The sequence below is a fragment of the Kocuria nitroreducens genome (assembly GCF_042879195.1).
GTDB lineage: Bacteria > Actinomycetota > Actinomycetes > Actinomycetales > Micrococcaceae > Kocuria > Kocuria nitroreducens.
The window spans coordinates 1-25,040 of the sequence record NZ_JBHZTC010000022.1 but is presented as its reverse complement, the minus strand read 5'-3'; the positions used below and the strand labels follow the sequence as shown (position 1 = coordinate 25,040).

At 71.8% G+C, this 25,040-nt stretch carries 20 protein-coding genes and 1 pseudogene; 6 read left to right on the top strand and 15 right to left on the bottom strand.

The window, feature by feature from the left end; all coding sequences use genetic code 11:
* Window positions 1-58: 58 nt before the first annotated feature.
* The 5 genes from ACFYE1_RS14520 to ACFYE1_RS14500 all read right to left on the bottom strand — a co-directional run bounded on the left by ACFYE1_RS14520 (window position 59) and on the right by ACFYE1_RS14500 (window position 7,242).
* On the bottom strand, window positions 59-2,212 hold the full coding sequence (locus tag ACFYE1_RS14520) for an acyltransferase family protein (RefSeq protein WP_387744257.1): 2,154 nt from the start codon (window positions 2,210-2,212) through the stop codon (window positions 59-61).
* Window positions 2,213-2,442: 230 nt separating this feature from the next.
* Window positions 2,443-2,811 (bottom strand): MerR family transcriptional regulator, encoded by a 369-nt coding sequence (locus ACFYE1_RS14515; RefSeq protein ID WP_387744254.1) that lies wholly within the window; start codon window positions 2,809-2,811, stop codon window positions 2,443-2,445.
* Between the two features lie 115 nt (window positions 2,812-2,926).
* Entirely contained in the window at window positions 2,927-4,612 is a 1,686-nt protein-coding gene (locus ACFYE1_RS14510) for a ribonuclease J (RefSeq protein WP_387744252.1), read from the bottom strand.
* Window positions 4,613-4,818: 206 nt separating this feature from the next.
* Window positions 4,819-5,700: a ribonuclease Z gene (locus tag ACFYE1_RS14505; protein WP_387744249.1), complete on the bottom strand. Its 882-nt coding sequence runs from the start codon at window positions 5,698-5,700 to the stop codon at window positions 4,819-4,821.
* Window positions 5,701-5,889: 189 nt separating this feature from the next.
* A complete protein-coding gene (locus tag ACFYE1_RS14500; protein WP_387744247.1) occupies window positions 5,890-7,242 on the bottom strand; it encodes an MFS transporter in 1,353 nt (450 codons plus the stop codon).
* Between the two features lie 378 nt (window positions 7,243-7,620).
* On the opposite strand from ACFYE1_RS14500, the gene ACFYE1_RS14495 reads away from it, so the two are divergent.
* The 3 genes from ACFYE1_RS14495 (at window position 7,621) to ACFYE1_RS14485 (ending at window position 11,594) form a co-directional block, all read left to right on the top strand.
* Window positions 7,621-8,196, top strand: a complete 576-nt coding sequence (locus tag ACFYE1_RS14495) for a hemerythrin domain-containing protein (protein WP_387744244.1) — start codon at window positions 7,621-7,623, stop codon at window positions 8,194-8,196.
* A gap of 255 nt (window positions 8,197-8,451) precedes the next feature.
* Window positions 8,452-11,067, top strand: a complete 2,616-nt coding sequence (gene clpB / locus ACFYE1_RS14490) for an ATP-dependent chaperone ClpB (RefSeq protein ID WP_387744241.1) — start codon at window positions 8,452-8,454, stop codon at window positions 11,065-11,067.
* Window positions 11,068-11,369: 302 nt separating this feature from the next.
* Complete coding sequence (locus ACFYE1_RS14485; RefSeq protein WP_387744238.1) at window positions 11,370-11,594, top strand: DUF3073 domain-containing protein; 225 nt, start codon at window positions 11,370-11,372, stop codon at window positions 11,592-11,594.
* Window positions 11,595-11,740: 146 nt separating this feature from the next.
* Here the strand turns inward: ACFYE1_RS14485 and purM are convergent, their stop codons facing one another.
* From purM to ACFYE1_RS17530, 7 genes and pseudogenes are all read right to left on the bottom strand, one after another.
* Entirely contained in the window at window positions 11,741-12,901 is a 1,161-nt protein-coding gene (purM, locus tag ACFYE1_RS14480; RefSeq protein WP_387744235.1) for a phosphoribosylformylglycinamidine cyclo-ligase, read from the bottom strand.
* Window position 12,902: 1 nt separating this feature from the next.
* The gene (gene purF, locus ACFYE1_RS14475) at window positions 12,903-14,696 is read right to left on the bottom strand and encodes an amidophosphoribosyltransferase (protein WP_387744233.1); all 1,794 of its coding nucleotides are present in this window, start codon (window positions 14,694-14,696) and stop codon (window positions 12,903-12,905) included.
* 5 nt (window positions 14,697-14,701) lie between these two features.
* Entirely contained in the window at window positions 14,702-15,136 is a 435-nt protein-coding gene (locus tag ACFYE1_RS14470) for a hypothetical protein (protein ID WP_387744230.1), read from the bottom strand.
* A gap of 10 nt (window positions 15,137-15,146) precedes the next feature.
* Window positions 15,147-15,512 carry a sterol carrier family protein gene (locus tag ACFYE1_RS14465; RefSeq protein ID WP_387744227.1) on the bottom strand — a complete coding sequence of 122 codons (366 nt, stop codon included), beginning with the start codon at window positions 15,510-15,512 and terminating at the stop codon, window positions 15,147-15,149.
* Between the two features lie 3 nt (window positions 15,513-15,515).
* Entirely contained in the window at window positions 15,516-16,547 is a 1,032-nt protein-coding gene (locus tag ACFYE1_RS14460) for an asparaginase (protein WP_387744225.1), read from the bottom strand.
* 254 nt (window positions 16,548-16,801) lie between these two features.
* Complete coding sequence (locus ACFYE1_RS14455; protein WP_387744222.1) at window positions 16,802-17,851, bottom strand: IS110 family transposase; 1,050 nt, start codon at window positions 17,849-17,851, stop codon at window positions 16,802-16,804.
* A 450-nt stretch (window positions 17,852-18,301) separates the two neighbouring features.
* Window positions 18,302-19,386, bottom strand: a pseudogene (locus tag ACFYE1_RS17530) (IS110 family transposase).
* A gap of 135 nt (window positions 19,387-19,521) precedes the next feature.
* Between ACFYE1_RS17530 and purD the strand changes: the two are divergent.
* Together purD and ACFYE1_RS14435 are read left to right on the top strand one after the other, a co-directional pair.
* Window positions 19,522-20,844, top strand: coding sequence for a phosphoribosylamine--glycine ligase (purD, locus tag ACFYE1_RS14440; protein ID WP_387744216.1), 1,323 nt, complete (start codon window positions 19,522-19,524; stop codon window positions 20,842-20,844).
* Entirely contained in the window at window positions 20,841-21,821 is a 981-nt protein-coding gene (locus ACFYE1_RS14435; RefSeq protein ID WP_387744213.1) for a phosphoribosylaminoimidazolesuccinocarboxamide synthase, read from the top strand. The genes purD and ACFYE1_RS14435 overlap by 4 nt, the downstream gene beginning before the upstream one ends.
* A gap of 97 nt (window positions 21,822-21,918) precedes the next feature.
* On the opposite strand, the gene ACFYE1_RS14430 is transcribed toward ACFYE1_RS14435, so the two are convergent.
* From ACFYE1_RS14430 to ACFYE1_RS14420, 3 genes are read right to left on the bottom strand one after another with little or no spacing between them, the layout of a single operon-like run.
* On the bottom strand, window positions 21,919-22,260 hold the full coding sequence (locus tag ACFYE1_RS14430) for an MGMT family protein (RefSeq protein ID WP_387744210.1): 342 nt from the start codon (window positions 22,258-22,260) through the stop codon (window positions 21,919-21,921).
* A complete protein-coding gene (locus ACFYE1_RS14425) occupies window positions 22,257-23,468 on the bottom strand; it encodes a sensor histidine kinase (protein ID WP_387744207.1) in 1,212 nt (403 codons plus the stop codon). Before ACFYE1_RS14425 ends, ACFYE1_RS14430 begins: the two co-directional genes overlap by 4 nt.
* Before the next feature lie 36 nt (window positions 23,469-23,504).
* Window positions 23,505-23,663, bottom strand: coding sequence for a hypothetical protein (locus ACFYE1_RS14420; protein ID WP_387744204.1), 159 nt, complete (start codon window positions 23,661-23,663; stop codon window positions 23,505-23,507).
* A gap of 218 nt (window positions 23,664-23,881) precedes the next feature.
* On the opposite strand from ACFYE1_RS14420, the gene ACFYE1_RS14415 reads away from it, so the two are divergent.
* On the top strand, window positions 23,882-24,565 hold the full coding sequence (locus ACFYE1_RS14415; RefSeq protein ID WP_387744201.1) for a response regulator: 684 nt from the start codon (window positions 23,882-23,884) through the stop codon (window positions 24,563-24,565).
* The last annotated feature ends 475 nt before the right edge of the window (window positions 24,566-25,040 follow it).

The window sequence follows — 25,040 nt, the reverse complement described above, 5'->3', positions numbered from 1 at the left end:
CCAACTTTACCCTGGCGTCAGGGTAGGGTCCTCGGTCACGGCGCGAAGGAGACGCATCTCATGCCGGTCCCAAGGCCTCCAGCAGGCGCGCCTCGACGTCGGGGACCAGTGTCTCGCCGTAGGTGGAGGTCACGTGGTCCAGGTCCATGTAGACCTGGATGTTGCCGATGACGCCGGGACAGGTGGTCTCGGTGCACAGCCGGTCGGTGAGATCGATGCTGTGCAGGTCCTCGTGCCGGGCGGCCAGCTCCTCCAGCGGATTGACCGGCAGCAGCGACTCGGAGCGGGGCACGTTGCAGCGGTCGCGGTCGGGGCCGTAGGTCTCCACGCACTCGAACATGTCGTAGGAGAAGCGCGGGTTGTCCCGGAAGGCCACCACCGGGATGCCGGCGTCCAGGAAGGGCTCGACGCCGGCCTCGTAGCCTTCGACGAGCTTCTCGTGCGGGGCCTCGGAAAGGCTCAGGGTGCCGACGGTCAGCACCGCATCGGGGTCGACCTCCAGGGTCGCCTTCCGGGCGGCGGTGTTGAAGTCGTTGCACTCGGCCTGGTAGTTCTCCGACTCGGCGGTGTAGCGGCAGGCCATCCGCAGATAGGAGACCACCGTCCAGCCCTGGGCGTCGGCGACCCGGTGGATCGGGGTGAGCAGCTGCCGGGCGTGGGAGTCACCGAGCACCACCAGGGTCCGCCCCGTGCCGCCGGAGGGGCCGTCGCTCGTACCGGTGTCGGGGGCCGCAGCGCTGTCTTCGCTCGTGCCGGTGTCGGGGGTGATGATCCAGCACTGGCCGCCCAGCTCCTCGATGCCTGGCGGTGTCCGCTCGGGGGCGCAGGGTTCTCCGGTGTCGCCCCACTCCTGTCCGCGTTCGTCGTACGTGGGGATGATCGGCACGTCCGGGACCTCGGTCGCCTCGCCGCGCAGCACCGCGGCCCCGGGATAGTTCTGCGCGGTGCGCTCCACCCCGGCGGGGGGATCACGCAGCAGCGTGTACTGGTGGGCCCCGGTCAGCGGGACCGCCACCAGCAGGGCGGTGGCGACCAACCGGATCCCGCTGCCCGCACGAACTCCGGGCAGCGCCCGCCACCCCGTCAGCAGCAGCGCGCTGCCCCGGGTCAGCACCACCGAGGCGGCGAGGATCCCCAGCCCCGCCGACACCGGGACGGTGTCGCGGGCCGCGACCAGCAGATAGGTGATCAGCAGCGGCCAGTGCCACAGATAGATCCCGTAGGCCCGGTCACCGAACCACTGCAGCGGGCCGAGTCCGAGCACCCGGCCCACCCCGAGGGGTGCGTCCGGGGCCAGCGCTCCGGCGAGCAGGATCGCGGCCGCCCCCAGCGTCGGTGCCAGGGCCGCGGTGCCGGGGAAGCGGGTCTCGGGCCCGATCAGGAACGGGGTGGCGACGATCGCGGCCAGCCCCGTCCAGCCCAGGACCACCCCCGGCTCCACGCCCAGCCGCCGGGCTTCTGCTCGGGTCGCGGCGGCCCGAGGGCGGGAGGCAGGGGTGTCAGCCAGGGCGGCCATCGAGCCGAGGGCGAACTCCCACAGGCGGGGCAGCGTGCTGAAGTAGGCGGCCTCGGGTCCGGCGGACGTGGCGACCACCGACCAGACCAGGGACCCGGCGAACACGGCGCCGAACACGGCCCAGGCCACCGGGCGGAACCGCAGGGCCGTCCGCCGGGCCACCAGCGCGCAACCGGCCAGCAGCATCGGCCAGACCAGGAACACCTGGCCCTGCACCGACAGCGACCACATGTGCTGCAACGGGGTGGTGGCGGCACTGTTGCCGGCGTAGTAGTCCACGGCCTGACCGGCAAGCACCCAGTTCACCGTGTAGAACAGCGACCCCCAGGCCTGGGCCAGCAGCTCCGCCCACCGGCTGGGCGGGAAGAGGACGAACATCGCCGCGAGCACGGCCAGCAGCATCACCGCCACCGGGCCCAGCAGCCGGGCGAAGGTCCGGGTCCAGTAGGCCGGCAGCCCCAGGGCTCGCCCGTGCTCGATCCGGCGCACGAAGGAACCGGTGAGCAGGAACGCCGAGAGCACGAAGAACACGTCCACCCCGCCCGAGACCCGGTCGGTCCACACGTGGAAGACCACCACCAGCAGCACCGCCACCCCGCGCAGCCCCTGCAGATCCGGACGGTGCCGGGCACGCGGGACGGAAGCGTGCGGTCCGGTGTCCGGAGGCACCGGGGCGGTCAGGCTGGGGAACGTCATGGATGCGGTGCCTGTACGGGTCGGTGGCGGGCGGCCTGGTGGGGTTCGGCGACGGGCACGTCGCTGCCGCGAGGAGCAGGCGCGTCGCCCTCCGGGGCCGGGCGGCACCGGAGGAGGCGTCCCTCGGATGCATGTCCCAGCAGTCGATCACGACAGCCTGGAGGTCTCCTGCGTGGACGGGCTGCAGCGGGCCGCTCCGCGCGCGGCGCCGCAGCCCGCGGAGCGACCGCTCATCGCTGGAGCCGTTGCTCCAGCATCGCGATGAACTCGTCCGCCTGGGCCAGCTTCCTGGCCAGCCGGTCCCGCTCCGGGTGGGCCCGTGCGAGGAAGTCGGCCAGCCGGTCCTCGGCGGGCTCGCCGGAGCCGAGCAGCTCGAGCAGCTCGGCCATCTCCTCCAGGGAGAAGCCGAGCGGCTTCATCCGCTTGATGTGGGTGAGCCGTTCCACGTCCCGCTCCGTGTACACGCGGAACCCGCCCTCGGTGCGCGAGGCCGGCAGCAGACCCACCTCGTCGTAGTGGCGGATGGTGCGCAGGGACAGCTCGGTCCGCTCGGCGAGCTCGCCGATCTGCACGGTGGCTCCACGGACGCGCTGCGGCATCGAACGACCTCCAGAGATCAGGGGACCCCGAGTCTACCAAGCGCAGGATCCCGGCCTCGGGGCAGGCGCCGTGCGCCGCGCGGCCCCGGGGCCGGGGCCGCGCGGATCGAGCGGCTCAGGCGTCGACGACGACGACCGTCACCAGCGGGGCCCGCCGGTAGGCGCGCTCCAGGTGGCGGCTGACGGTGTCGGCGATGATCGACTCGAGCTTGTCGAGGTCGGCGACCTTGGACGTGGCCGGGCGCGCCAGGGCGTTCTTCACCTTGTCGGCGGCCCCGTCGAAGATGTGCTCGTCGTGCACGAAGCCCTTCGCGAGGAACTCCAGGGGCTCGGCGAGCGCGTTGGTGTCGGCGTCGACGATGGCCACGACCGTGACCACGCCGCCCTCCTGCAGCAGCCGGCGCTCGACGAGGGTCTCTTCGGTGACCTTGCCCACGGTGTGGCCGTCCACGTAGACCAGCCCGGCCTCCACCTGGCCGGAGATCCGTGCCCGGCCGTCGACGAGGTCCACGGTGGTGCCGTCACGGGCGATGAGGATGCGCTCGGGATCCACCCCGGTGCGGGCGGCCAGTTCGCCGTTGGCGTGCAGGTGCTTGGACTCCCCGTGCACGGGCATCACGTGGGTCGGCTTGACGATGTTGTAGCAGTAGACCAGTTCCCCGGCCGAGGCGTGGCCCGAGACGTGGACCTTGGCGTTGCCCTTGTGCACCACCTTCACCCCGAGGTCCGTGAGCTTGTTGATGATCCCGTAGATCGCGTTCTCGTTGCCGGGGATCAGTGAGCTGGCCAGCAGCACGGTGTCGCCCTGGTTGAGCTGGATCTGGTGTGTCTCCCCGGCCATGCGCGAGAGCGCGGCCAGGGGCTCGCCCTGGGACCCGGTGCACACCAGCGCCACCTTGTCGTCGGGCATGGACTGCAGCTTCTTGAAGTCGACCACCAGCCCGCGCGGGATCTTCAGGTAGCCCAGGTCGCGGGCGATGCCCATGTTCTTGACCATGGACCGGCCCACGAAGGCGACCTTGCGCCCGTGCGCGTGGGCCGCGTCCAGGACCTGCTGGATCCGGTGGACGTGGCTGGCGAAGCTGGAGACGATGATCCGCTTCGGGGCGGTGGCGAAGACCTGGTCGATCGCCGGGGTGAGCTCGCGCTCGGAGGTGGTGAAACCGGGGACCTCGGCGTTGGTGGAGTCGGTGAGGAACAGGTCCACGCCCTCCTCCCCCAGCCGCGCGAAGTGGCGCAGGTCGGTGATCCGGTCGTCCAGCGGGAACTGGTCCATCTTGAAGTCACCGGTGTGCAGCACCAGTCCGGCGTCGGTGCGGATCGCCACGGCGAGCCCGTCCGGGATCGAGTGGTTGACGGCGACGAACTCGCACTCGAAGGGGCCCGCCTGGTGCCGGTCGCCGGCCTCGACGTGGACGGCCTTCGGGGTGATCCGGTGCTCCTTGAGCTTGGCGGTGATGAACGCCAGGGTCAGCTCGGAGCCGATCACCGGGATGTCCGGGCGCTCCTTGAGCAGGTACGGCACGCCCCCGATGTGGTCCTCGTGGCCGTGCGTGAGCACGATCCCCACCACGTCGCCCAGCCGGTCGCGCAGGGACGTGAAGTCGGGCAGGATCACGTCGATGCCCGGCTGGTGCTCCTCGGGGAACAGCACGCCGCAGTCGACGACGAGGAGCTTGCCGGCGTGCTCGAAGACGGTCATGTTCCGTCCGATCTCGCCCAGACCCCCCAGTGGGGTGACCCGCAGGCCCCCGGAGGGCAGCGGGGGCGGGGACTTGAGCTTGCGGGAGGAATTGGTCAAAGGATTCCGCTTTCATCGTGGGTGCGTGGTGGGGTGGAGCAAGGTGGTGCGGACGGTTCCTGTCGAGCCGGGGCCGCGTGCGGGGCCGGATGGCCCCGAGAAGTCTGGAACAACTCTAACGTCGGGTCAGGGTGCCGGGGGACCGCGGGGCGGCGCGGACGCGGAACGGCCCCCTCCGGCGAGGGATCCGGAGAGGTGGCGACAGATCACCGCCTGCGCGGGAACGGGATCCGGTCGAGGTCCTCCGCAGCCAGCACGGTCGCTCCGCCGGCACGGTCGCGGGCCTGCTCGGCGAGACGGGAGACGTCGGTGTACCGGGACGAGAAGTGGGTGAGGACGAGCGTGCCGAGGCCTCCGGTGCCGGTCAGCGCGCCAGCCTGGCCGGCAGTGAGGTGGCGGTGCCGCGCGGCGAGGGCGGCGTCCTCGTCGGCGAACGTGGACTCGGTCACGAGCAGGTCGACTCCGTCGGCGAGCTCCTCGGCCCCCGGGCACGGCGCCGTGTCCATGACGAGGGCGAAGCGCTGGCCCGTTCGCCGCGCGCTCACGTCCTCGAGGCGCACCCCGCCCAGCCGCCCCTCCCGCTGCAGCCGTCCGATGTCCGGGCCGGCGATCCCGGCCGCGGCGAGCCGGTCCCGCAGCATCGTGCGCCCGTCGGGCTCGACCAGCCGGTAGCCGTAGGTCTCCACACGGTGGTGCAGCGGCCGCACCTCCACGTTCGGTGCCACCGTCCCGCCGCTCCCGTGCGGGTGCAGCCGCAGGTCGGTGCCCGGCGTCGCGAGGGACACGAGCGCACGGACCACGTCCTCGCCGGAGGCCGGGTAGTGCAGATGGACCGGGTGGGGCATCCCGTCGAGGGCCAGGCGCGAGAGCACGCCGGGCAGTCCGTAGCAGTGGTCGCCGTGGACGTGGGTGAGGCAGATGCGCGTGATCCGGGAGGCCGGGACGCCCGCACGGGTCATCTGCCGCTGCGTTCCCTCGCCCGGGTCGAAGAGCAGGCCTTCGCCGTCCCAGTGCAGCAGGTACCCATTGTGGTTGCGGGTCCGCGTGGGGACCTGGGAGGCGGTGCCGAGGACGACGAGCTCACGCATGGGACCGAGTGTGCCATCCCCTCCCGGGGCCGCTCAGGACCCTCCCACTGTGGACCCCGGGCTGCGGAACGGGCACGTGCGGCCGGTGGAGGCGGTCCTGGCCGTGGCGGCGGCGCGGCTCCGCCGGCGCCTCCGGCCCAGCAGGCAGGGAGCGCCGGCGGCCACCGGTCATCGGTCATCGGTCACAGGTCACCGGCCGAGATCGGCCCAGCTGGTCATCCGGGCGCCGTTCGCCAGGGCCGGTCCCGGATGGACGGGATCCGGTAGCAGAACGGTCAGGTCGGAGGCGGCCTGGTAGGCCCAGGAGGGCCCGGTGCGGACGGGCGAGGAGGCGGGTGCGTCCCCCGTCCGGTGCAGGCGGGTCGCGTAGCCCAGGACGAGCAGGCCGGCGACGGCCAGGCCGACGCCCACCCAGGCGGGGGAGCGGTAGCCCCAGCCGGCGGAGATGACGGTGCCGCCGAGGAAGGCGCCCATGGCGTTGGCCAGGTTGAACGCCGCGTGGTTCATGGCGGCGGTCAGGGACGGGGCGTCCTTGGCCTCGCGGAGCAGGCGCATCTGCAGCGCCGTGCTGAAGAGGGCGCCCATGGCGCCGATCCACAGCACCCCGAGCACGGCCGCGACCGCGGAGTGGGCGAACAGGCCGAAGAAGGCCAGCGCCACGCCGGAGACGGCCCCCGCGCCCAGGGCGGTCTTCTCGATGGAACGGTCCAGCAGGGGGCCCGCCAGCAGGGAGCCCGCGGTCATGCCCACCCCGTATACGGCCAGCACCCACGGCACCGCCGAGAGGCCGAGGCCGCTGAGCTCGGTCAGGATCGGGGAGATGTAGGTGTACACGGCGAACATCCCGCCGAAGCCGACCGCCCCGGCCAGCAGGGTCAGGGTCACCTGCGGGCGGCCCAGGGCGCGGACCTCCTGGGCCACGGAGACCCCGCCGCCGTTGCGGGTGCGCGGCACCCACAGGGCGAGGGCGGCGACGGTGAGCAGACCGATGGCCACCACGAGCCCGTAGCCCGACCTCCAGCCCAGTGTTCCGCCGAGCACGGCAGCGAGGGGGACGCCCACGATGTTGGCGACCGTCAGGCCGAGGGCCACCCGTGCCACGGCCGTTCCGCGCCGCTCGCGCGGCACCAGCGAGGATGCCACCACCGCGGCGACCCCGAAGTAGGCGCCGTGGGGCAGGCCGGAGAGGAACCGCGCCACGTACAGCCATTCGAGGGTCGGGGCGGCCGCCGACAGGACGTTGCCCACGGTGAACGCGCCCATGAGCCCCAGCAGGAGCGTCTTGCGCTCCACCCGGGAGGTCAGGGACGTGATGAGCGGTGCGCCGACCACCACGCCCAGCGCGTAGAGCGCGATGCTGTGCCCGGAGGCGGGGATCGAGGCGTCGAGGTCCTCGGCGATGAACGGCAGCAGCCCCATCGAGGCGAACTCGGTGGTGCCCACGCCGAAGCCGCCGAGGGCGAGGGCGAGGAGGGCGAGGCGGGTGCCGGTGCGGTCCGGGGCGTTGATCACCTGGAGCACGGCAGTGCGAGGTGCGGACATGGCAGTTCCTTCCGTGTGGAACAAAGGGGGGTGTGGAAGGCGCGTCGTCGGGCCGAACGGGGTGAAACACCGATGCTACGGAGGAAGTCGAGGACATCCAACGATTCGGACCTGTGATCTTGGACAAATCGGGGGTGCGTGTGATATGGATCGCGCCGACTCCCGGTGGGCGCGGCCGGTCCGGGACGTCCGGCTGCCGCCGAGCCGGGGGCACGTCATCGGCGGGCGGGGCCTGGTCGGCCGATGTCCGTGTGGCCTAGAGTCACCAGTGATCAGCGCACTGCTGAAGGGCGGCGCGGGTGCGGCCGGTGCTCAGGCGCCGGGAGCTCGTGCCGCCGCCACCGGGACCGGAACCACGACTTCAAGGAGGCGCGTCTCATGACCGACACCCACGCTGCGGGACCGGGCACGGATGTCATCGACATCCTCACCGCCGACCATCGGGAGATGCTCGACCTGCTCGGCCGGATCGAGCGCACGCCGGACGCCGCCCAGCGCCGGGACCTGGCCGACACCGTGATCGCGGAGGTCATGCGCCACGCCGTCGCGGAGGAGATGCACGTCTACCCCGTGATGGAGAAGCACCTGCCCGACGGTGCCGAGGAGGTCGCGCACGACAAGAAGGAGCACGACGAGCTCGTCCAGGTCATGAAGCAGGTGGAGGGCGTCGACGCCTCCGAGCCGGCGTTCATGGAACTGATCCGCGAGATGCAGGCGCAGCTGCGCCACCACATCGAGGACGAGGAGTCCGACCAGTTCCCCAAGCTACGGGCGCACATCCCGGCCGAAGACCTCGTGGAGCTGGGTGAGAAGGTGCAGAAGGCCAAGAAGGTGGCGCCGACCCGGCCGCATCCCCACGCGCCGCACTCGGAGCTGTTCCACAAGACCATCGGGCCCGGCGTCGGCATGGTCGACCGCCTCCGGGACAAGCTGACGGGGCGCAGCACCGGCTAGACCGGAGCGGGGCCCGCACGACCTGCACCCCGCGGACCCCTGCCGGACGAGCACCTCAGAGGACTCGTCAGGCGGGGGTCCGCGCCGTTCCCGTGGCCGTGGATGCTGAAGCGGGCAGGAATAGACGCTGTCGGCCCAGGGTTGAGTGAGATAGACTCAGGTTAGCTGAACTGCCCGGCCGCACTCGCTGAAGAGCAGCGCCAGGTCGGTTCGTCCCCGGACCGTCCCTCGTCAAGGAGCCGCAAAGGAGCCGCAGTGGAGACCAAGTTCACCACCAAGTCCCAGGAGGCGCTCTCCGCCGCCTCGACCAACGCCTCGACCGCGGGCAATCCGCAGGTCGAGCCCGCCCATCTCCTCAAGGCCCTCATGGACCAGCGGGAGGGCGTGGCCGTCGCCGTCCTGAAGGCCACCGGGGCCGACGTCGACGCCGTCTCCGCGCAGGCCAGCGTCGCCATCAAGGCCCTGCCCTCCGCGTCCGGGTCCTCCACGGCCCAGGCCCAGTTCAACCGGGGAGCGCTGCAGGTCATCCAGGCCGCGGAGCAGTTCGCCCAGTCCCTCGGCGACGAGTACATCTCCACCGAGCACCTCCTGTACGGCCTCGCCCAGCACGAGGGGAAGGCGGGGGACGTCCTGCGGGGCGCAGGGGCCGGCCCAGACCAGCTCAGGACCGCCATCCCGTCCGTGAGAGGAGACCGCCGGGTGACCACCGCCAACCCCGAGGGCACGTTCCAGGCGCTCGAGAAGTTCGGCGCCGACCTGACCGCCATGGCTCGCGAGGGCAAGCTGGACCCCGTCATCGGGCGGGACTCCGAGATCCGGCGCGTGGTGCAGGTGCTGTCGCGCCGCACCAAGAACAACCCGGTCCTGATCGGTGAGCCCGGCGTCGGCAAGACCGCCGTCGTCGAGGGACTCGCCCAGCGCATGGTCGCCGGGGACGTCCCCGAGTCGCTGCGCGGCAAGGCGCTGATCTCCCTGGACCTGGGGTCCATGGTGGCCGGCGCCAAGTACCGCGGCGAGTTCGAGGAGCGGCTCAAGGCCGTGCTCGAGGAGATCAAGCAGTCCGAGGGGCAGATCGTCACCTTCATCGACGAGATCCACACCGTGGTCGGCGCCGGCGCCGCCGAGGGCTCGATGGACGCCGGGAACATGCTCAAGCCCATGCTGGCCCGCGGCGAGCTGCGCCTGATCGGCGCGACCACCCTGGACGAGTACCGCGAGAACATCGAGAAGGACGCCGCCCTGGAGCGCCGCTTCCAGCAGGTCTACGTCGGCGAGCCCTCCGTGGAGGACACCGTGGCGATCCTGCGCGGCCTCAAGGAGCGCTACGAGGCCCACCACAAGGTGCAGATCGCCGACGCCGCGCTCGTCGCGGCGGCCACGCTGTCCAACCGGTACATCCCGGGCCGGCAGCTTCCGGACAAGGCCATCGACCTGGTCGACGAGGCCGCCTCGAGGCTGCGCATGGAGATCGACTCCGCGCCGGAGGAGATCGACCAGCTGCGCCGCGCCGTCGACCGCCTGACCATGGAGGAGCTCGCGCTGGAGCGCGAGACCGACCCCGCGTCCGTCGAGCGCCTCGCCGCGCTGCGCCAGGAGCTGGCCGACCGGAAGGCGGACCTGGACGCCCTCAACGCCCGGTGGGAGGCCGAGAAGGCCGGCCTGAACCGCGTCGGCGACCTCAAGGAGCGGATCGACAACCTGCGCTCGCAGGCGGAGATGGCCCAGCGCCAGGGCGACCTCGCCGAGGCCTCCCGGCTGCTCTACGGGGAGATCCCGGCGCTGCAGAAGGAGCTCGACGTCGCCCAGGAGCAGGAGGACACCTCCGCCCCGCACGACACCATGGTCTCCGAGGAGGTCACGGCCGACGACGTCGCCGAGGTGATCTCGGCCTGGACCGGCATCCCCGCCGGGCGCATGCTCCAGGGCGAGACCGAGAAGCTGCTGCACATGGAGGACGTGCTCGGGAAGCGGCTCATCGGCCAGCGCCGGGCCGTGCAGGCCGTCGCGGACGCCGTGCGCCGCTCGCGCGCCGGCATCTCCGACCCGAACCGGCCGATCGGCTCGTTCCTGTTCCTGGGTCCCACCGGAGTGGGCAAGACCGAGCTCGCGAAGTCCCTGGCGGAGTTCCAGTTCGACGACGAGCGCGCGCTGGTCCGGATCGACATGTCCGAGTACGGGGAGAAGCACACGGTCTCCCGGCTGGTCGGAGCCCCTCCGGGCTACGTCGGCTACGAGGAGGGTGGCCAGCTCACCGAGTCCGTGCGGCGCCGCCCCTACTCGGTAGTCCTGCTCGACGAGATCGAGAAGGCCCACCCGGACGTCTTCGACATCCTGCTGCAGGTGCTCGACGACGGACGGCTCACCGACGGGCAGGGACGCACGGTCGACTTCCGCAACGTCATCCTGATCCTCACCTCCAACCTGGGCAGCCAGTTCCTGGTGGACCAGACCATCGAGCCGGAGACGAAGAAGCAGGCGGTGATGAACGTGGTCAACGCCTCGTTCAAGCCCGAGTTCCTCAACCGGCTCGACGACGTGATCCTGTTCGACCCGCTGTCCACGTCCGACCTGTCGAAGATCGTGGACATCCAGGTCGCCCAGCTGGCGGAGCGCCTGGGGCAGCGCCGTCTCAGCCTGGTGGTCACCCCCGCGGCCACCGAGTGGCTGGGCCTCACCGGCTACGACCCGGCCTACGGGGCCCGGCCGCTGCGCCGGCTCGTGCAGCGGGAGATCGGGGACAAGCTCGCCAGGGCGATCCTCTCCGGGGCGGTCGTGGACGGCGACACGGTCGGGGTGGACGTCGACGCCGACGTCGTGGCGGACGGGCTCACCGTCACCGCCGTGTCGGAGCAGCCGCACGCCGCGCACTGAGGCTGGGGCGGCCCGGCCGGCTGGGCACCGGAGCCCGCCGCGAGCAGCGGCGGGGGCGGCCCGTCCGCCGGCCGGGCCGCCGTCGGGGAGACCCGGTGGCGGTCCGCCACCGCCGGTTCCGGACCGCGTTCCGACCGTCTCCCGTGAGGTGGCCGACAGTCCACCGCGCCGGTCCCGGGCCGGGCGCAACGGGCTGGCAAACCATGTACCCTGGTCTCACGAACCATTCATACGACATTTCCGGGGCCGTACTCTGTGCCTGAGTGCCGCCGTCCGGACCAAGAGACAGAGGGGGTCACGCCATGGGGCGCGGCCGTCAAAAGGCGAAGGCGACACGGCAGGCGCGGGAGATTAAGTACTTCAGCCCGCAGACCGACCTCACGGCACTCCAGCGGGAACTGCGCGGCAGCGAGCAGATGCCTCCGCTGCGGGAGCCGGTCGAGGAGACCGTCGAGGAGGACGAGGACGACTACTCGGCCTACGTCGACAAGTACGCCGACGACTACGACGAGGACTTCCGCCGGTAACCACCGGGAGCTCCGCTCGTCTCCACCGCATGACGCAACAAGGTGCCCGTCCAGGACGAGCACCTTCTTCGCGTGCCCGGAAACAGTGAACGCCCCGCCGGGCGGCGGGGCGTTCACTGTTTCCCCGGTGGTCTCTCCGGGCCGGATCAGCCCGTGTAGGCGTTGACCATGCGGACCGCGCCGCCGTCCACGCCCTTCGCGCCCTGCACCCAGTCGGGTCCGCAGTGGTCGGCGTCCGGGTCGATCTCGCCGACGCTGCCCATGACCCACGAGGGCAGGCCGCGGGACGTGAGGTGGGCGACGGCGTCGTCGGCCACGGACGGGTCGACGATCGCGACCATGCCCACGCCGAGGTTGAGGGTCCGCTCGAGATCGGCCAGGGGGACGTTGCCGAGCTGGCTGATCAGCTGGAAGATCGCGGGCAGCTCCCAGGTGCTGCGGTCCACCGTGGCCTCGAGCCCGGCGGGCAGCACCCGGGCGAGGTTCGCGGCCAGGCCGCCTCCGGTCACGTGGCTGAAGCCGCGGACACCCCGGCCCGTGGTGCGGTCCGGTCCGTTGACGGGGAAGGCGGCGGCGAGGTCGAGGACGTCGGCGGCGTAGACGCGGGTGGGCTCCAGCAGTTCTTCGCCCAGGGTGCGGCCCAGCTCGGAGACCTGCCGGTCCAGCGACCACCCCGCCACGTTGATGACCTTGCGGACCAGGGAGTAGCCGTTGGAGTGCAGCCCGGAGGAGGCCATGCCGATGACCACGTCGCCGGCGCGCACGCGGTCCGGGCCCAGCAGCTCGTCGGCCTCGACCACGCCGGTGGCGGCCCCCGCCACGTCGTACTCGTCCGGGCGGAGCAGCCCCGGGTGCTCGGCGGTCTCCCCTCCGACCAGGGCGGTGCCGGCCTGCTCGCAGGCCGCGGCGATGCCGCGCACGATGTCCGCGATCCGCTCGGGGACCACCCGGCCCGTGGCGATGTAGTCGGTCATGAACAAGGGCTTGGCGCCCACCACGACGATGTCGTCGACGACCATGCCCACGAGGTCGAAGCCGATCGTGTCGTGCGCGTCGAGGGTCTGGGCGATCGCGACCTTGGTCCCCACGCCGTCGGTCGAGGTGGCGAGGTAGGGCTTGCGGTAGGCGAGCAGCTCCGAGACGTCGAACAGCCCCGCGAACCCGCCCACCCCGCCGACCACGTTGGGGGTGTGCGTGGCCCGGACCGCGCTCTTCATGAGCTCGACGGCCCGATCTCCCGCCTCGACGTCCACGCCCGCGCTGGCGTAGGTGACGGTGCGGTTCGTGGAGGAGGGGGGCTGGGCCATGTCAGGCGTCCTTCGTGGTCTCATGCTGGGCGGCGTGCTGGGATCCGGCCCCGGCGGTGGGCTCGGTGGCCGGCCGGGCGGTGGGTCCGGCGGGGACCCGGTCCTCGGGCAGGAGCAGCTCCTCGAGGTCGGCGTCGGGCCCGGGGTCGCACCCGGTGGAGGTCTCCTGGACGCCGGGGTCCTCGTCGGAAATGCTGGTGCGCTCGGCGGGCCGGCGGGGGAGGCCGGCGGCGGCCGAGGGGTGGGTGTCGATGGACACGGCGGAGGCGTGCTCCGGCCGCTGCGCCACGGACGGCCCGCCCGGGGCCCGGCGGGGCGAGGTGTCCACGGGCGTGCGGGACTCGAAGACGTTCTTGCCCAGCTTGTCCGCGTCCGGCAGGCGGGTGGGGTACGTCCCGGAGAAGCACGCGGTGCACAGCTCGGCGCGCTCCTGCAGGGTGGCGGCGATCATGCCGTCCTCGGAGATGTAGCCGAGGGAGTCCGCCCCCAGCGAGGCCCTGATGTCCTCGACCCCGAGCCCGTTGGCGATCAGCTCCGCGCGGGAGGCGAAGTCGATGCCGTAGAAGCACGGCCACTTGATGGGCGGGGAGGAGATCCGCACGTGGATCTCGGCGGCCCCGGCCTCCCGGAGCATCCGGATGAGGGCGCGCTGGGTGTTGCCGCGCACGATCGAGTCGTCGATGACCACCAGCCGTTTGCCCGCCACCACGGACTTCAGCGGATTGAGCTTGAGCCGGATGCCGAGCTGGCGGATGGTGTCGGAGGGCTGGATGAACGTTCGTCCCACATAGGCGTTCTTGACCAGGCCGTTGCCGAACGGGATGCCGGACTCCTCGGCGTAGCCGATGGCGGCCGGGGTCCCGGACTCGGGTGTGGGCATGACGAGGTCCGCGTCGATGCCGTGCTCCCGGGCGAGCCGGCGGCCCATCTCCACGCGGGACTCGTACACGGAGCGGCCGTTGATGGTGGTGTCCGGGCGGGCCAGGTAGACGTACTCGAACACGCACGCGGCGCGGCGGGTCTCGGCGAAGCGCTGGGAGCGCAGGCCGTGCTCGTCGATCACCACGAACTCCCCGGGCTCGATCTCGCGGACCAGGGACGCGCCCACGATGTCCAGCGCGGCGGTCTCGGAGGCCACCACCCAGCCGCGCTCGAGCCGGCCGAGGACCAGCGGGCGGATGCCCTGCGGATCGCGGGCGGCGTAGAGGGCGTTCTCGTCCATGAAGGCCAGGCAGAAGGAGCCCACGAGCTGGGGGAGCAGGTGCATGGCGGCGTTCTCGAGGGAGCCGTGTGGGTGCTCGGCCAGCAGTGCGGTGACCAGCGCGGTGTCCGTGGTGTTTCCCTGCGCCATCTCGCCCTGGGAGGGGAAACCGGACTTGTCGATCAGCAGCTCGTACAGCTCGGCCGAGTTGGTGAGGTTGCCGTTGTGCGCGAGCGCCACGGTCCCGTGCGGGGTGGCGCCCAGCGTGGGCTGGGCGTTGGCCCAGTGGGACCCGCCCGTGGTCGAGTACCGGCAGTGGCCCACGGCCAGGTGCCCGGTCAGGGTGGTGAGGGTCGCCTCGTCGAAGACCTGCGAGACGAGACCCATGTCCTTGTACACCGCGATGCGGTGGCCGTCGCTCGCGGCGATGCCGGCGGACTCCTGGCCGCGGTGCTGCAGGGCGTAGAGGCCGTAGTAGGCCAGTTTCGCGACCTCCTCGCCGGGGGCCCACACGCCGAACACGCCGCACGCGTCCTGGGGGCCCTTCTCTCCGGGGAGCAGGTCGTGGCTGAGCTGTCCATCAGGGCGAACCACGTCGATCAGCCTTCTCTCGAGCTTCGGGGGTCGGTGGGCCGGGGGGCGTCCGCCGGCGCGCCGGAGGAGGCGTCGCCGTCCCCGTCCACGACCTCGGTGGTGACGGCCCGCGCCCGGGCCACGGAGACCCGATCCAGCACGAGGGCCAGCACGGCACCGGCGGCCAGGCCCAGGACCGTGCAGACGGAGACCATGAACAGGGTCACGGCCCCCTGGGTGAACTCGGCGCTGCCCCCGCCCGTCAGCCCCACGAGCACGCCCACGACGGCGCCCAGGACGCCGCCGAGCAGGACGAACGCCCAGATGTTCGGGGCACGGCGCAGGGTCATCTGCTGGCTGCCCGAGGCGGCCAGCGGCACGGCCGTCCGATCCCGGCGGCGCCGGCGCGGGACCTTCCGCGGAGACGGGCGCGCGGAGGGGGAGGAGGAAGTGGAGCTCATGTCTCCAAGGCTACCGGGGAAACAGGGGCAGGGCGTCCGCGAGATCGGTCCTTGTGCCCGAGGCCACAGCGGCGCCCGAGGCGACGGCCTCCGGCCAGGTCAGACTTCCCGTGACGAGGCCGAGCCACGTGCGGGCGTCGGTCTCGACGACGTTGGGCGGGGTCCCTCGGGTGTGCCGGGGCCCGGCCACGCACTGGGTCACGCCGAAGGGCGGTACACGCACCTCCACGCTGTTGCCGGGCACCCGCTCGGCGAGCTCCTCGAGGGCGTAGCGCACGGCGGTGGCCACGGTCCGCCGCGGGGTCCCGTCCGGGTCCGCACGCCAGGCGCCCAGGGCCAGGGTCCCGTCCGCGGGGTCGACGCGGCGCCGGGCCACGGCCTAGTCCTGCCCGAGCGCCCGGACCAGCTCCGGCCCGAGCAGCTCCAGGAGAGGCTCCGCCAGGCGGAGCCGGCCGACGGGGCGGGACCCGCCCATGACCGGCCGCACCACCCGCCCGATCACCGCTGCGGCCGCCGGGGCGGGCACGGCCCCGGCGTGGGCGAGCAGGCCGAGGCCGATGAGCGCGTTGGCGCGGGAGCCGCCGTCGAGGACCTTGAGCGCCACCGACCACCCGGCGCGGGTGCCGAGCGCGAGCACGCCCTCCGCCCCGAGCTTCGCCACGACGTCCAGCTCCTCCATGACCACGGTGTTGTACTTGCCCGGCCCGTGCACGAGCTCGGGGTAGTCGAGCATGCACTGGGAGACCGTGGCGGCGCGGGCGTCGGCGTCGAGGTTGCCCGCGGCCCGGCCCAGCGTCGAGTACGCCCGGGCGAGGCCGGTCAGGGAGATCGCCGCGAGAGGGGCACCGCACCCGTCCACTCCCACGTGGGCCACGCGCTCGCCGGAGAACTCCTCGACGGTCTCCAGCACGGTCCGCTGCAGGGGGTGCTCCGGGTCCAGGTAGCTGTCCGTGGGCCAGTCGTTCTCGGTGCAGGCCCACAGGAACGCGGCGTGCTTGCCGGAGCAGTTCATGCAGATCCGGGCCTTGCCGCGCCCGGCCCGGACGAGCTCCGTGCGGACCTCCTCGTCCTCGGGCCAGGCCGGCGGGCACTGCAGCGCGTCCTCCGTCAGGCCGGCGGCACCGAGGATCGAGCTCACGGCGTCGAGCTGCTCGAAGGAGCCGATGTGGGACGCGGAGGCGATGGCCACCTGGGCCCCGCGCAGCGGGACGCCGGTCTTCATCGCGGCGATGGTCTGGAACGGCTTGAGCGTGGAGCGGGGGAAGACCGGGGTGCCGATGTCGCCCAGCTCCACGGCCACGGCCCCGTCCGGGCCCAGGACCACGGCGGATCCGCGGTGGCGGGACTCGACGAAGCCGCTGCGCTCGAGCACGGCGAGGTCCACGGCGCGGTCCGAGGTGAAGGTCTGCATCGCCCCAGTATGTCAGTGGCGCCGGGAATGTCCGGCGGCGTCCGGAACCGGCGGGGGCCGTGCTCGCATGCCGGGAACGATGTGCCACTTCCCGGTGCCGACAACTGATATGTAGTGGATTCTTGTCAAGAGGGCAGGGCGAGGCGCCGTCCGGATGGTTTCCGGGCGGCGCCTCTTTGTGGTCCGTCTCGGCGCTGGTCGGGCAAGCGTGTCGGTGGCGACGCGCGGTCAGACTGACCCTTCTATGGGTTCGGTCAAGGCATGAGGGCACGGATCTTACGGAAGAGCTGTCGGGCGATGACCCGCTTGAGGCAACGACGGATCTCCCGGCGGCTCTTGCCTTCCTGGGTGCGGCGGGCGACGTAGTCGTGGGTGGCGGGGTCGAAGGCCATGCGGCTGCGCGCGATGGTGTCCAGGGCCTGGTTCAGCTGCCGGTCTCCGTGGCGGTTGAGGCGGTGACGGACGGTGTTGCCCGAGGAAGCCGGGATCGGGCTGACCCCGGCCAGGGCCGCGAAGGCCGCCTCGGAACGAACCCGGCCGTGGTGGGAGTAGGCCACCAACAGCGCGGCGGCCGTCACGGGCCCGACCCCGGGCACGTCCAGCAGCCCGGGTGCCATGGTCTCCACGATGCGCGCCAGAGCGGCCCGATTGGCCTCGAGTTCGGTGGTCGTCGCCGTGACGGCCCGGGCCAGCCGTCGGGCCTCGGCGCGGGCCACCGCAACCTCCAGGGCATCGCTGGGCCGCTCACGCCAGCAGCTCATCACCCGGATTTGGGCCGGGGTCAGGGCCTTGCGGGCGTCGATGCCTAGTTGCATCGTGCGGGCCAGGGCGGTGAGGGCGTGCCGGTCGGCGGTGCGCTGACGATCCATGCTGCGCCGGGCGTTGAGCAGGATCCGCAGAGCGTTGCGGTCCCCACCGGCCCTCGGGCGCAACAGCATGGTCGTGTCGATCCCGGCCACGGCCCGAGCGGCTGCGGCCGCGTCGACCTGATCCGACTTGCCGACCCCGGCCCGTGAGGGCCGCCGCGGAGGCCTCACATCGCAGACCTCGACACCGGCGGCCTGCAGGGCCCGGGTCAGTCCGGCGCCGTAGGAGCTGGCGCCTTCGACCGACACCAGCGTCCTTCCGGTCGGGCAACGGCGTCCGATCCAGGACAGGGCCCGGGTGATGCCCGGTGGGCTGGCCGGGAACGTGGCAGTGTCGGCCAGCTGGCCGGTGACGGGAAGCAGCACCGCGTAGGTGTGGGTTCGGGCGTGGGTGTCGACCCCGACGACGTGGGTGTACTGCTCAGCGACGATGCTCATGACGCTCTCCTGGGTGCGGGCCGATAACAGGCACCAGCCCGGGATTGGGTCACGCCGAGACGGATCTCTAACGAGTCACGTCCCGCTTCTGGGCGGGGCGGACAACCTTCTATCAAGCCATCGGAGTGGGCAGGGCCAGCGCCGCTCCCGCCCAGCGGACGAGTCAGTCTCAAGACACCACCGCACGGGGTGGGCCAGATATACGCCGAGTCACGCTCGGGTGGAGCGGCACCAGTCTGCCAGCCGGTCCCGGACCAGCCACCTCCCATTAGAGATATGCGCGGGTTGGGTACCGCAGGACGGTGTTCGGCTGGAGCGGACCGCGTGTCTGGAGTCGAGCGTCGCACCGCAGGCAAGTACGCTGCGGGGCTGCTCATAGTTGTATCGCGGATCGCTCCACGCGCTGCCTGCGGGTCAGCGTCGAGGGACCAGCTTGAAGGGGCCGGCGGCTCAGTCCTCCATCACCGCCAACGACCAGCACCACCCGGCCAGCTCACGCGCAATGGCCACGTTGGCGACGGTGGGCCGCTTCTTGCGCTCGAGCATCCGCACCCAGCGCTCGTGCAGTCGACGGTTGCCGGCGTCCCCGCGGGCCCGGGCCGCGGCCGGGGCCTTCTCCCACCGGCCGCGCATGGTGACCCCGGGCCGGTAGGAGGGCCGGTGGTGCCAGGCGGCCTCGACCAGCAGCCGGCGGGCATGGGTGTTGCCGGTCTTGGTGATCGGCCCCTGCGACCGGGTGGTCCCGCAGGAGTGCTCGGAAGGCACCAGCCCGACGAACGCCCCGATGGTGTTGCCGGTGAAGTAGCACCAGTCACCGATCTCGACGGCCAGACCGAACCCGGTCAGGGTGGATATCCCGCGCAGGCAGCAAACCCGGTGCACGACCGGGGTGAACTGGGAGTCGGCGGCCATCGCCGTGATCGCTTCATCGAGCCGGTCGCGGCGGGCCAGGGTGGCCAGCACGGCCTCGTGCTCGGCGTCGAAGGCCATCCGCGTGGCCGGGGACTCCAGGTGTTGGCGGGCCAGCCACGCATGGTGGGCCCCGGTCCACGCCGCCCCGCCGTCGTAGACGATGCCGTGGCGCAGCAGCAGCTTTTCAGACCCGGTGCCGGGCCCGCATCAGGTCCCCGCGACAGTCCTCCCTCGCCCGCACCAGGTCCTTCGGCCGCTTCTTGCTCCACGGACGGCATGACGACTGCTGTGACCTCGTCCAGGCGCAGCAACCGCGCCAGGTGCACCGCATCCCGGGCATCGGTCTTCACCCGGTCGCCCGAGGGTCGCTGCAGCTTCGACGGGGCCGCGACCACGCACCGGGTCCCGTCGGCTCCCAGGGCCCGGGACAGGCCGAAGCCGGTCGGGCCGGCCTCATAGGTCACCGCCACCGGACCGGGCAGGTCCTGGATCCAGGACCGGATGTGGCCGTGATCCGGGGTCAGTCTCGCCTGGACGAGTTCGCCGGTCACCCCGTCGATCGCTGCTGCTGCGACCGATCGGGCGTGCACATCCAGGCCTACGCTCGTACGCTCTGTAAACACCGGGGCCTCCCACACATGTCGGACAGGCCGAGCAGGCGGCCCCTGCTCGGTAACCCACGAATCTGTGTGAGTGAGGCCCCGGCCCGCAACCCCCGAGTGCCCGGGCGGTCACTACATATCGTCTAGCCTGAGGGCGTGAAGGTTCTGGTACTGGGCCCCGGAGGCCGTGAACACGCCATCGTCCGCGCACTGCTGGCAGATCCCGAGGTCGAGCAGGTGCACTGCGCACCGGGCAACGCCGGGATCGCGCAGCTCGTCCCGGTGCACGCCGTGGACGCCGACGACCCCGCCGCGGCCACCGCGCTGGCGCGCGAGCTCGCGGTGGACCTCGTCGTCGTCGGACCCGAGGCCCCGCTGGTGGCCGGCGTGGCCGACGCCCTGCGCGAGGCGGGCTTCCCCGTCTTCGGCCCCTCGCGGGCCGCGGCACGGCTCGAGGGCTCCAAGGCGTTCGCCAAGGAGGTCATGGCCTCCGCCGGGGTGCCCACCGCCATGGCGCGGGTCGCGACCACCGAGGAGGAGGCCGCCGACGCCCTCGACACCTTCGGCGCCCCCTACGTGGTCAAGGACGACGGTCTCGCCGCCGGCAAGGGCGTGGTCGTCACCGCCGACCGCGCTGCCGCGCTCCGGCACGCCGCCGTGTGCTTCGCCGCGGGCGGGAGCGTGGTGGTCGAGGAGTTCCTCGACGGGCCCGAGGTGTCCCTGTTCGTGCTCACCGACGGCTCCCGCGTGATCCCGCTGAGCCCCGCCCAGGACTTCAAGCGGATCCACGACGACGACGAGGGCCCCAACACCGGCGGGATGGGCGCCTACACGCCGCTGCCGTGGCTGCCGCAGGGCTTCGTGGACGAAGTCGTGGAGCGCGTGGCCCGCCCCACGGTCGACGAGATGCGCCGCCGGGGCACCCCGTTCGTGGGCGTGCTGTACTGCGGGTTGGCCGTGACGACCCGCGGTCTGCGGGTCATCGAGTTCAACGCCCGCTTCGGGGACCCCGAGACCCAGGCCGTGCTCGCCCGGCTCGCCACCCCGCTCGGGCGGCTGCTGCACGACGCCGCGGCCGGGCGCCTCGACGAGGCCGAGCGGCTGCGCTGGCGGCCCGAGGCGGCCGTCGCGGTGGTCGTCGCCGCGCAGGACTACCCGGACAGCCCCCGGAAGGGCGACCCGATCGGCGGGCTGGAGGACGCCGAAGCGCTCGAGGGCGTGCACGTGGTCCACGCCGGCACCGCGGTGGCGCGCGAGGGCCAGCACACCGGGTGCATCGTCTCCGCCGGCGGGCGGGTGCTCGCCGTCGTCGCCCTCGGGGCGGACCTCGACGACGCCCGCGAGCGCGCCTACCGGGGTGTGGGGCTCGTGGCGATCGAGGGCTCGCAGCACCGCACCGACATCGCGCTGAAGGCCGCCCGGGGACTGGTCACCGTCCCCGGGGCCTCCGATCCCCGTCCCCGTCAGGAGCAGGCATGAGCGAGCAGGGCACCGTCACCACTCCTCCCGAGATCCCCGGGTGGAGGCACATCTACTCCGGCAAGGTCCGGGAGCTCTACGTCCCCGACGAGTCGCGGCTGCGCGCGACGGGCGTGGCCATCTACGACGACGCGGAGTACCGGGCCGGCTCGGTCCTGGTGCTGGCCACGGACCGGATCAGCGCCTTCGACGAGATCCTCCCCACCGAGATCCCGGACAAGGGCAAGATCCTGACCCAGCTGTCCCTGTGGTGGTTCGAGCAGCTCGCGGGCGTGCCCAACCACGTCCTGTCGACCGACGTGCACGAGTCCGTCCGGGGGCGGGCCGTCGTCTGCAAGAACCTGTCGATGTTCCCCGTCGAGTGCATCGCCCGCGGCTACCTGACCGGCTCCGGGCTCAAGGACTACCGGGAGACCGGCGAGGTCTGCGGGATCGAGCTGCCCCCGGGGCTCGTGGACGGCGCCCGGCTCGCCGAGCCGATCTTCACCCCGACCGGCAAGGCGGAGGTGGGCGAGCACGACCTGCCTATCACCTTCCAGGAGATGGCCGACGGGGTCGGCCACGCGGTGGCGGACCGGCTGCGCGAGCTGACCCTGGAGATCTACACCGCCGCCGAGAGGATCGCCCGCGAGCGCGGGATCATCGTGGCGGACACCAAGGTGGAGTTCGGCCTCGACTCCTACCGCGGGGCGATCACCCTCGGGGACGAGGTGCTCACCCCGGACTCCTCCCGGTTCTGGGACGCCGAGACCTACGAGCCGGGCAAGGCACAACCCTCGTTCGACAAACAGTACGTGCGGGACTGGCTGCGCTCGGACGAGTCCGCCTGGAACGGGGCCGGCCCGGTGCCCCCGCTGCCGGAGCAGGTGGTGGAGCGGACCCGCGAACGCTACGTCGAGGCGTTCGAGCGGCTCACCGGCCGGACCTTCGACCCGGACGGCAACTTCTTCGAGGTGGCGGGCCCGCTCGACTACTGAGCCCGGGCACCGGGCCCGGATCCCGGGTGCGAGTGCGAAGCCGGATCGGGGAGCCGGAGCACTGAGCGGGTGCGGTGAGCGGGTGCGCTGAGCGGCCTCAGCCGCCGGGGGAGTCGGGCGTCCACAGGGCGCGGTCCATGTCCACGCGCACGAGGTGCCGGTCGTCCTCGCGCAGGGGCGTGCCCTCCTCGCGGTACCGTTCCCGGGCCTCGGCCTGGAGGTGGTCGGCAAGGGTGCCCTGCACCGTGACCACGCGCCACCACGGAAGCTCCTCGCCGGTGGGGCTGCGCGCCATGACCGTGCCCACCGCGCGCGGGGAGCGGCACTCCGCCAGCTCCGCGACGTCCCGGTAGGACAGCACCCGGCCCGGGGGAATGGCGGCCACGACGCCCGCCACGCGCCGCGCCAGGCCGGGGTCCGGCTCGGTCCGGCGGATCACAGGGCGTCCCGGCCGTCCACCGGGAGGCACACGTCGAGGACCCACTGGCCGTCCGCGGAACCGCTCTCGGCGTGACCGCCCAGCAGGGAGACGCGCTCGGCGATGCCCCGCAGGCCGAGCCCCGAGGACAGCTCCGAGGAGTGGGCGCCAGTGCGCTGGGCGCTGCGCGGCAGAGGATTCGCCACGCGCAGGCACAGCTCGTGGTCGTCCGCCGTGACCTCGATCCGGCAGCGGGACTCGTTCGGCGCGTACTTGATGATGTTGGTGACCGCCTCCTGCAGGATGCGGGCGGCTGTGCCGCGCACGGTCGTCGGCATGGCCTCGAGGTCGCCCGTGACCACGACCTCCGGCTCGAAGCGCAGGTCCCGCAGGCTCGCCGCGAGGGACGTGACCACGTGCTCCAGGCTCCCGATGGCGAGGCCGGCACCCGTGACGTCCCGGGGGTGTGCCCCTTCGTTCTCGTTGCGCAGCAGCCGCAGCAGTACCCGCAGCTCGTGCAGGGCCGAGCGGGCGGCGCCCTCCACGGTCTCGAGGACCTGGTGCAGTTCGCCGACGTCCCCGGAGCGGCGCCGGCTCATGGTCTGCATCGTGATGAGGGTGAGCTCGTGGGCGACGACGTCGTGCAGGTCGCGCGCCAGCGCCTGCCGCTCGTCCTCCCGGAGCCGCTCGTTGAGGATCTCCAGGTCCCGCACCTGCTGCTCGTTGCGACGTCGTTGTTGCGAGAAGTGCCGGATGGTGGAGCCGATCACGAAGGAGACCAGGAGCAGTCCCGTCAGACCGATGAGGATGTTGGGCTCTTCCGGACGACGCAGATAGGCGGGGATGCACCACGCGCCGTACACGATCATGTGCGCCTTGACGAACGGCGCCGATGCTGTCGCCACCACCGCGATGGTCACGGCGGCGAACCCGGTCACCAGTGAGCCGTAGTCGCCCAGGATCAGAGACGTGGTGAGGCAGGTGACGGAGAACAACGACGCCCAGGTCGACCGCCAGGCGGTCAGCGCCAAGGCCCCGTAGGACAGGAAACCGTTGAGAGCGGCGAGCCCCTCCAGAGGTTCGCCCTTCTGGAAGTCCGAGTACAGCTCTTGCAAGTCGGCGGCGAACCACACGACCGCCGCAAGCACGATCACCACGGACAGCCAGCGAGCCACCGGCTCGGCGTCGAGGATCGACGCGCTGCTGAACGTCCGTGGTGAGTGCCGCATGGGTGCAATTACATCAGTCACACCCAGAGACTTATCTCATCGGCAGAAGAAGGAGAAATATGAGCAGACGACGCCACGGGTGAACTGGGGCGTCACGACGATGGCGCCGGCGTTCGCGGGGGCCACCGGACCGACGATGAAGGACGCGGCGAGGGCGGCAGAGGCAACGGTGGTGGCAAGCTTCTTCTTGGACATGGGGGGCTCCTTGGATCACGAGAGCAGCACCGGATCGGGGGGTACGACCGGGGTGGGGGGAGAGATCTCCCGGTCGCGAGGGGGGTGTGCTGCCCTGGTACATTCCATTTTGCCAACGTTAACCGAACGAGCCTATCGACCTTTGTCCAGACCATTTGTGACTTTTGTCGAATATGACGTGTTGCACTTTGGGGGACATCGAAAAATAGACTGTGCGGGTGACTGATTGCAGAGTGCTTGTCGTGGACGACCAGCCGTTGATGCTGGAGGCCCTGAAGTCCTTCTTCTCGGCCGAGCCCGGGTTCGAGGTCATCGGGACGGCCTCCAACGGGCGTGAGGCCGTCGACCGATGTCTGGCGATCGACCCGGACGTGGTGCTGATGGACATGAAGATGCCCGTGATGGACGGCATCGAGGCCACGCGGGAGATCACCTCGCGCAGTCCCCGGTCCAAGGTGCTGGCCCTCACCACGTTCTCCACGCTGGAGTTCGTGGTGCCGGCCCTGCGCGCCGGAGCGGCCGGCTACCTGGTCAAGGACGCCCGGCCCGACGAGATCATCGACGCCGTGAACCAGGTGCTCAACAACGAGATCGCCCTCTCCCCGGCCATCGCCCGTGCGCTCGCGGACAACGTCATCTCCGTGCCCGACCAGCAGCAGCCGGCGCGCTCGGCGGACGACGGACTGCGCTCCTTGCTGACCGATCGGGAGATGGAGACGGTGACGCTCCTGGCGCAGGGGCTGAGCAACCGGGAGATCGCCGAGCAGATGCACGTCTCCGAGGGCAGCGTGAAGGCCTATCTGGGCCGGGTCTGTGAGAAGTTCGGCGTCCGCGACCGGGTGCAGGCGCTGATCAAGGCGTACCAGAACGGACTCGTGGACCCGCAGCTGCGCGATCTCTGAGCCGGACCCGCTCCCGAGGTGTCAGGTCCGGACGGAAGTCCAGCCCACGTGTAGACGAAAGTGTATTCTTCTGCATTGGCAAACACGGCAGAATCAGTAGTGCGAGCAGAGAAGAGAAGTCGGTGGATGAGTGAGAGACATCCCCACGGCACCCGGCCCAACCCCCCATGTGGCCGAGGCCCGGACCGGATGGTCCACCGACCTGCTCACGGTAGGGGGCCGCCCCGGGAAAGTCCCCCCTGGACCGGGATGCGGCCGCGCAAGGCCTGGATCACCTTGCACCCCCTCGGCTGACGGCCCCCTACCGTGCAACATCCGCCCCGCAGACTTCGCAGACGAGAGCGGCCCCACCGGTTCCGGTGGGGCCGCTCTCGTTCGTCTCCGGGGTCGTCCGGACGCTCCTATGAAGCTTCTATATCCCGTCAACCCCCAATTCCGCCGCGGCGGCGTTGAGTTGGCGGAAAAGGCGTCGGGC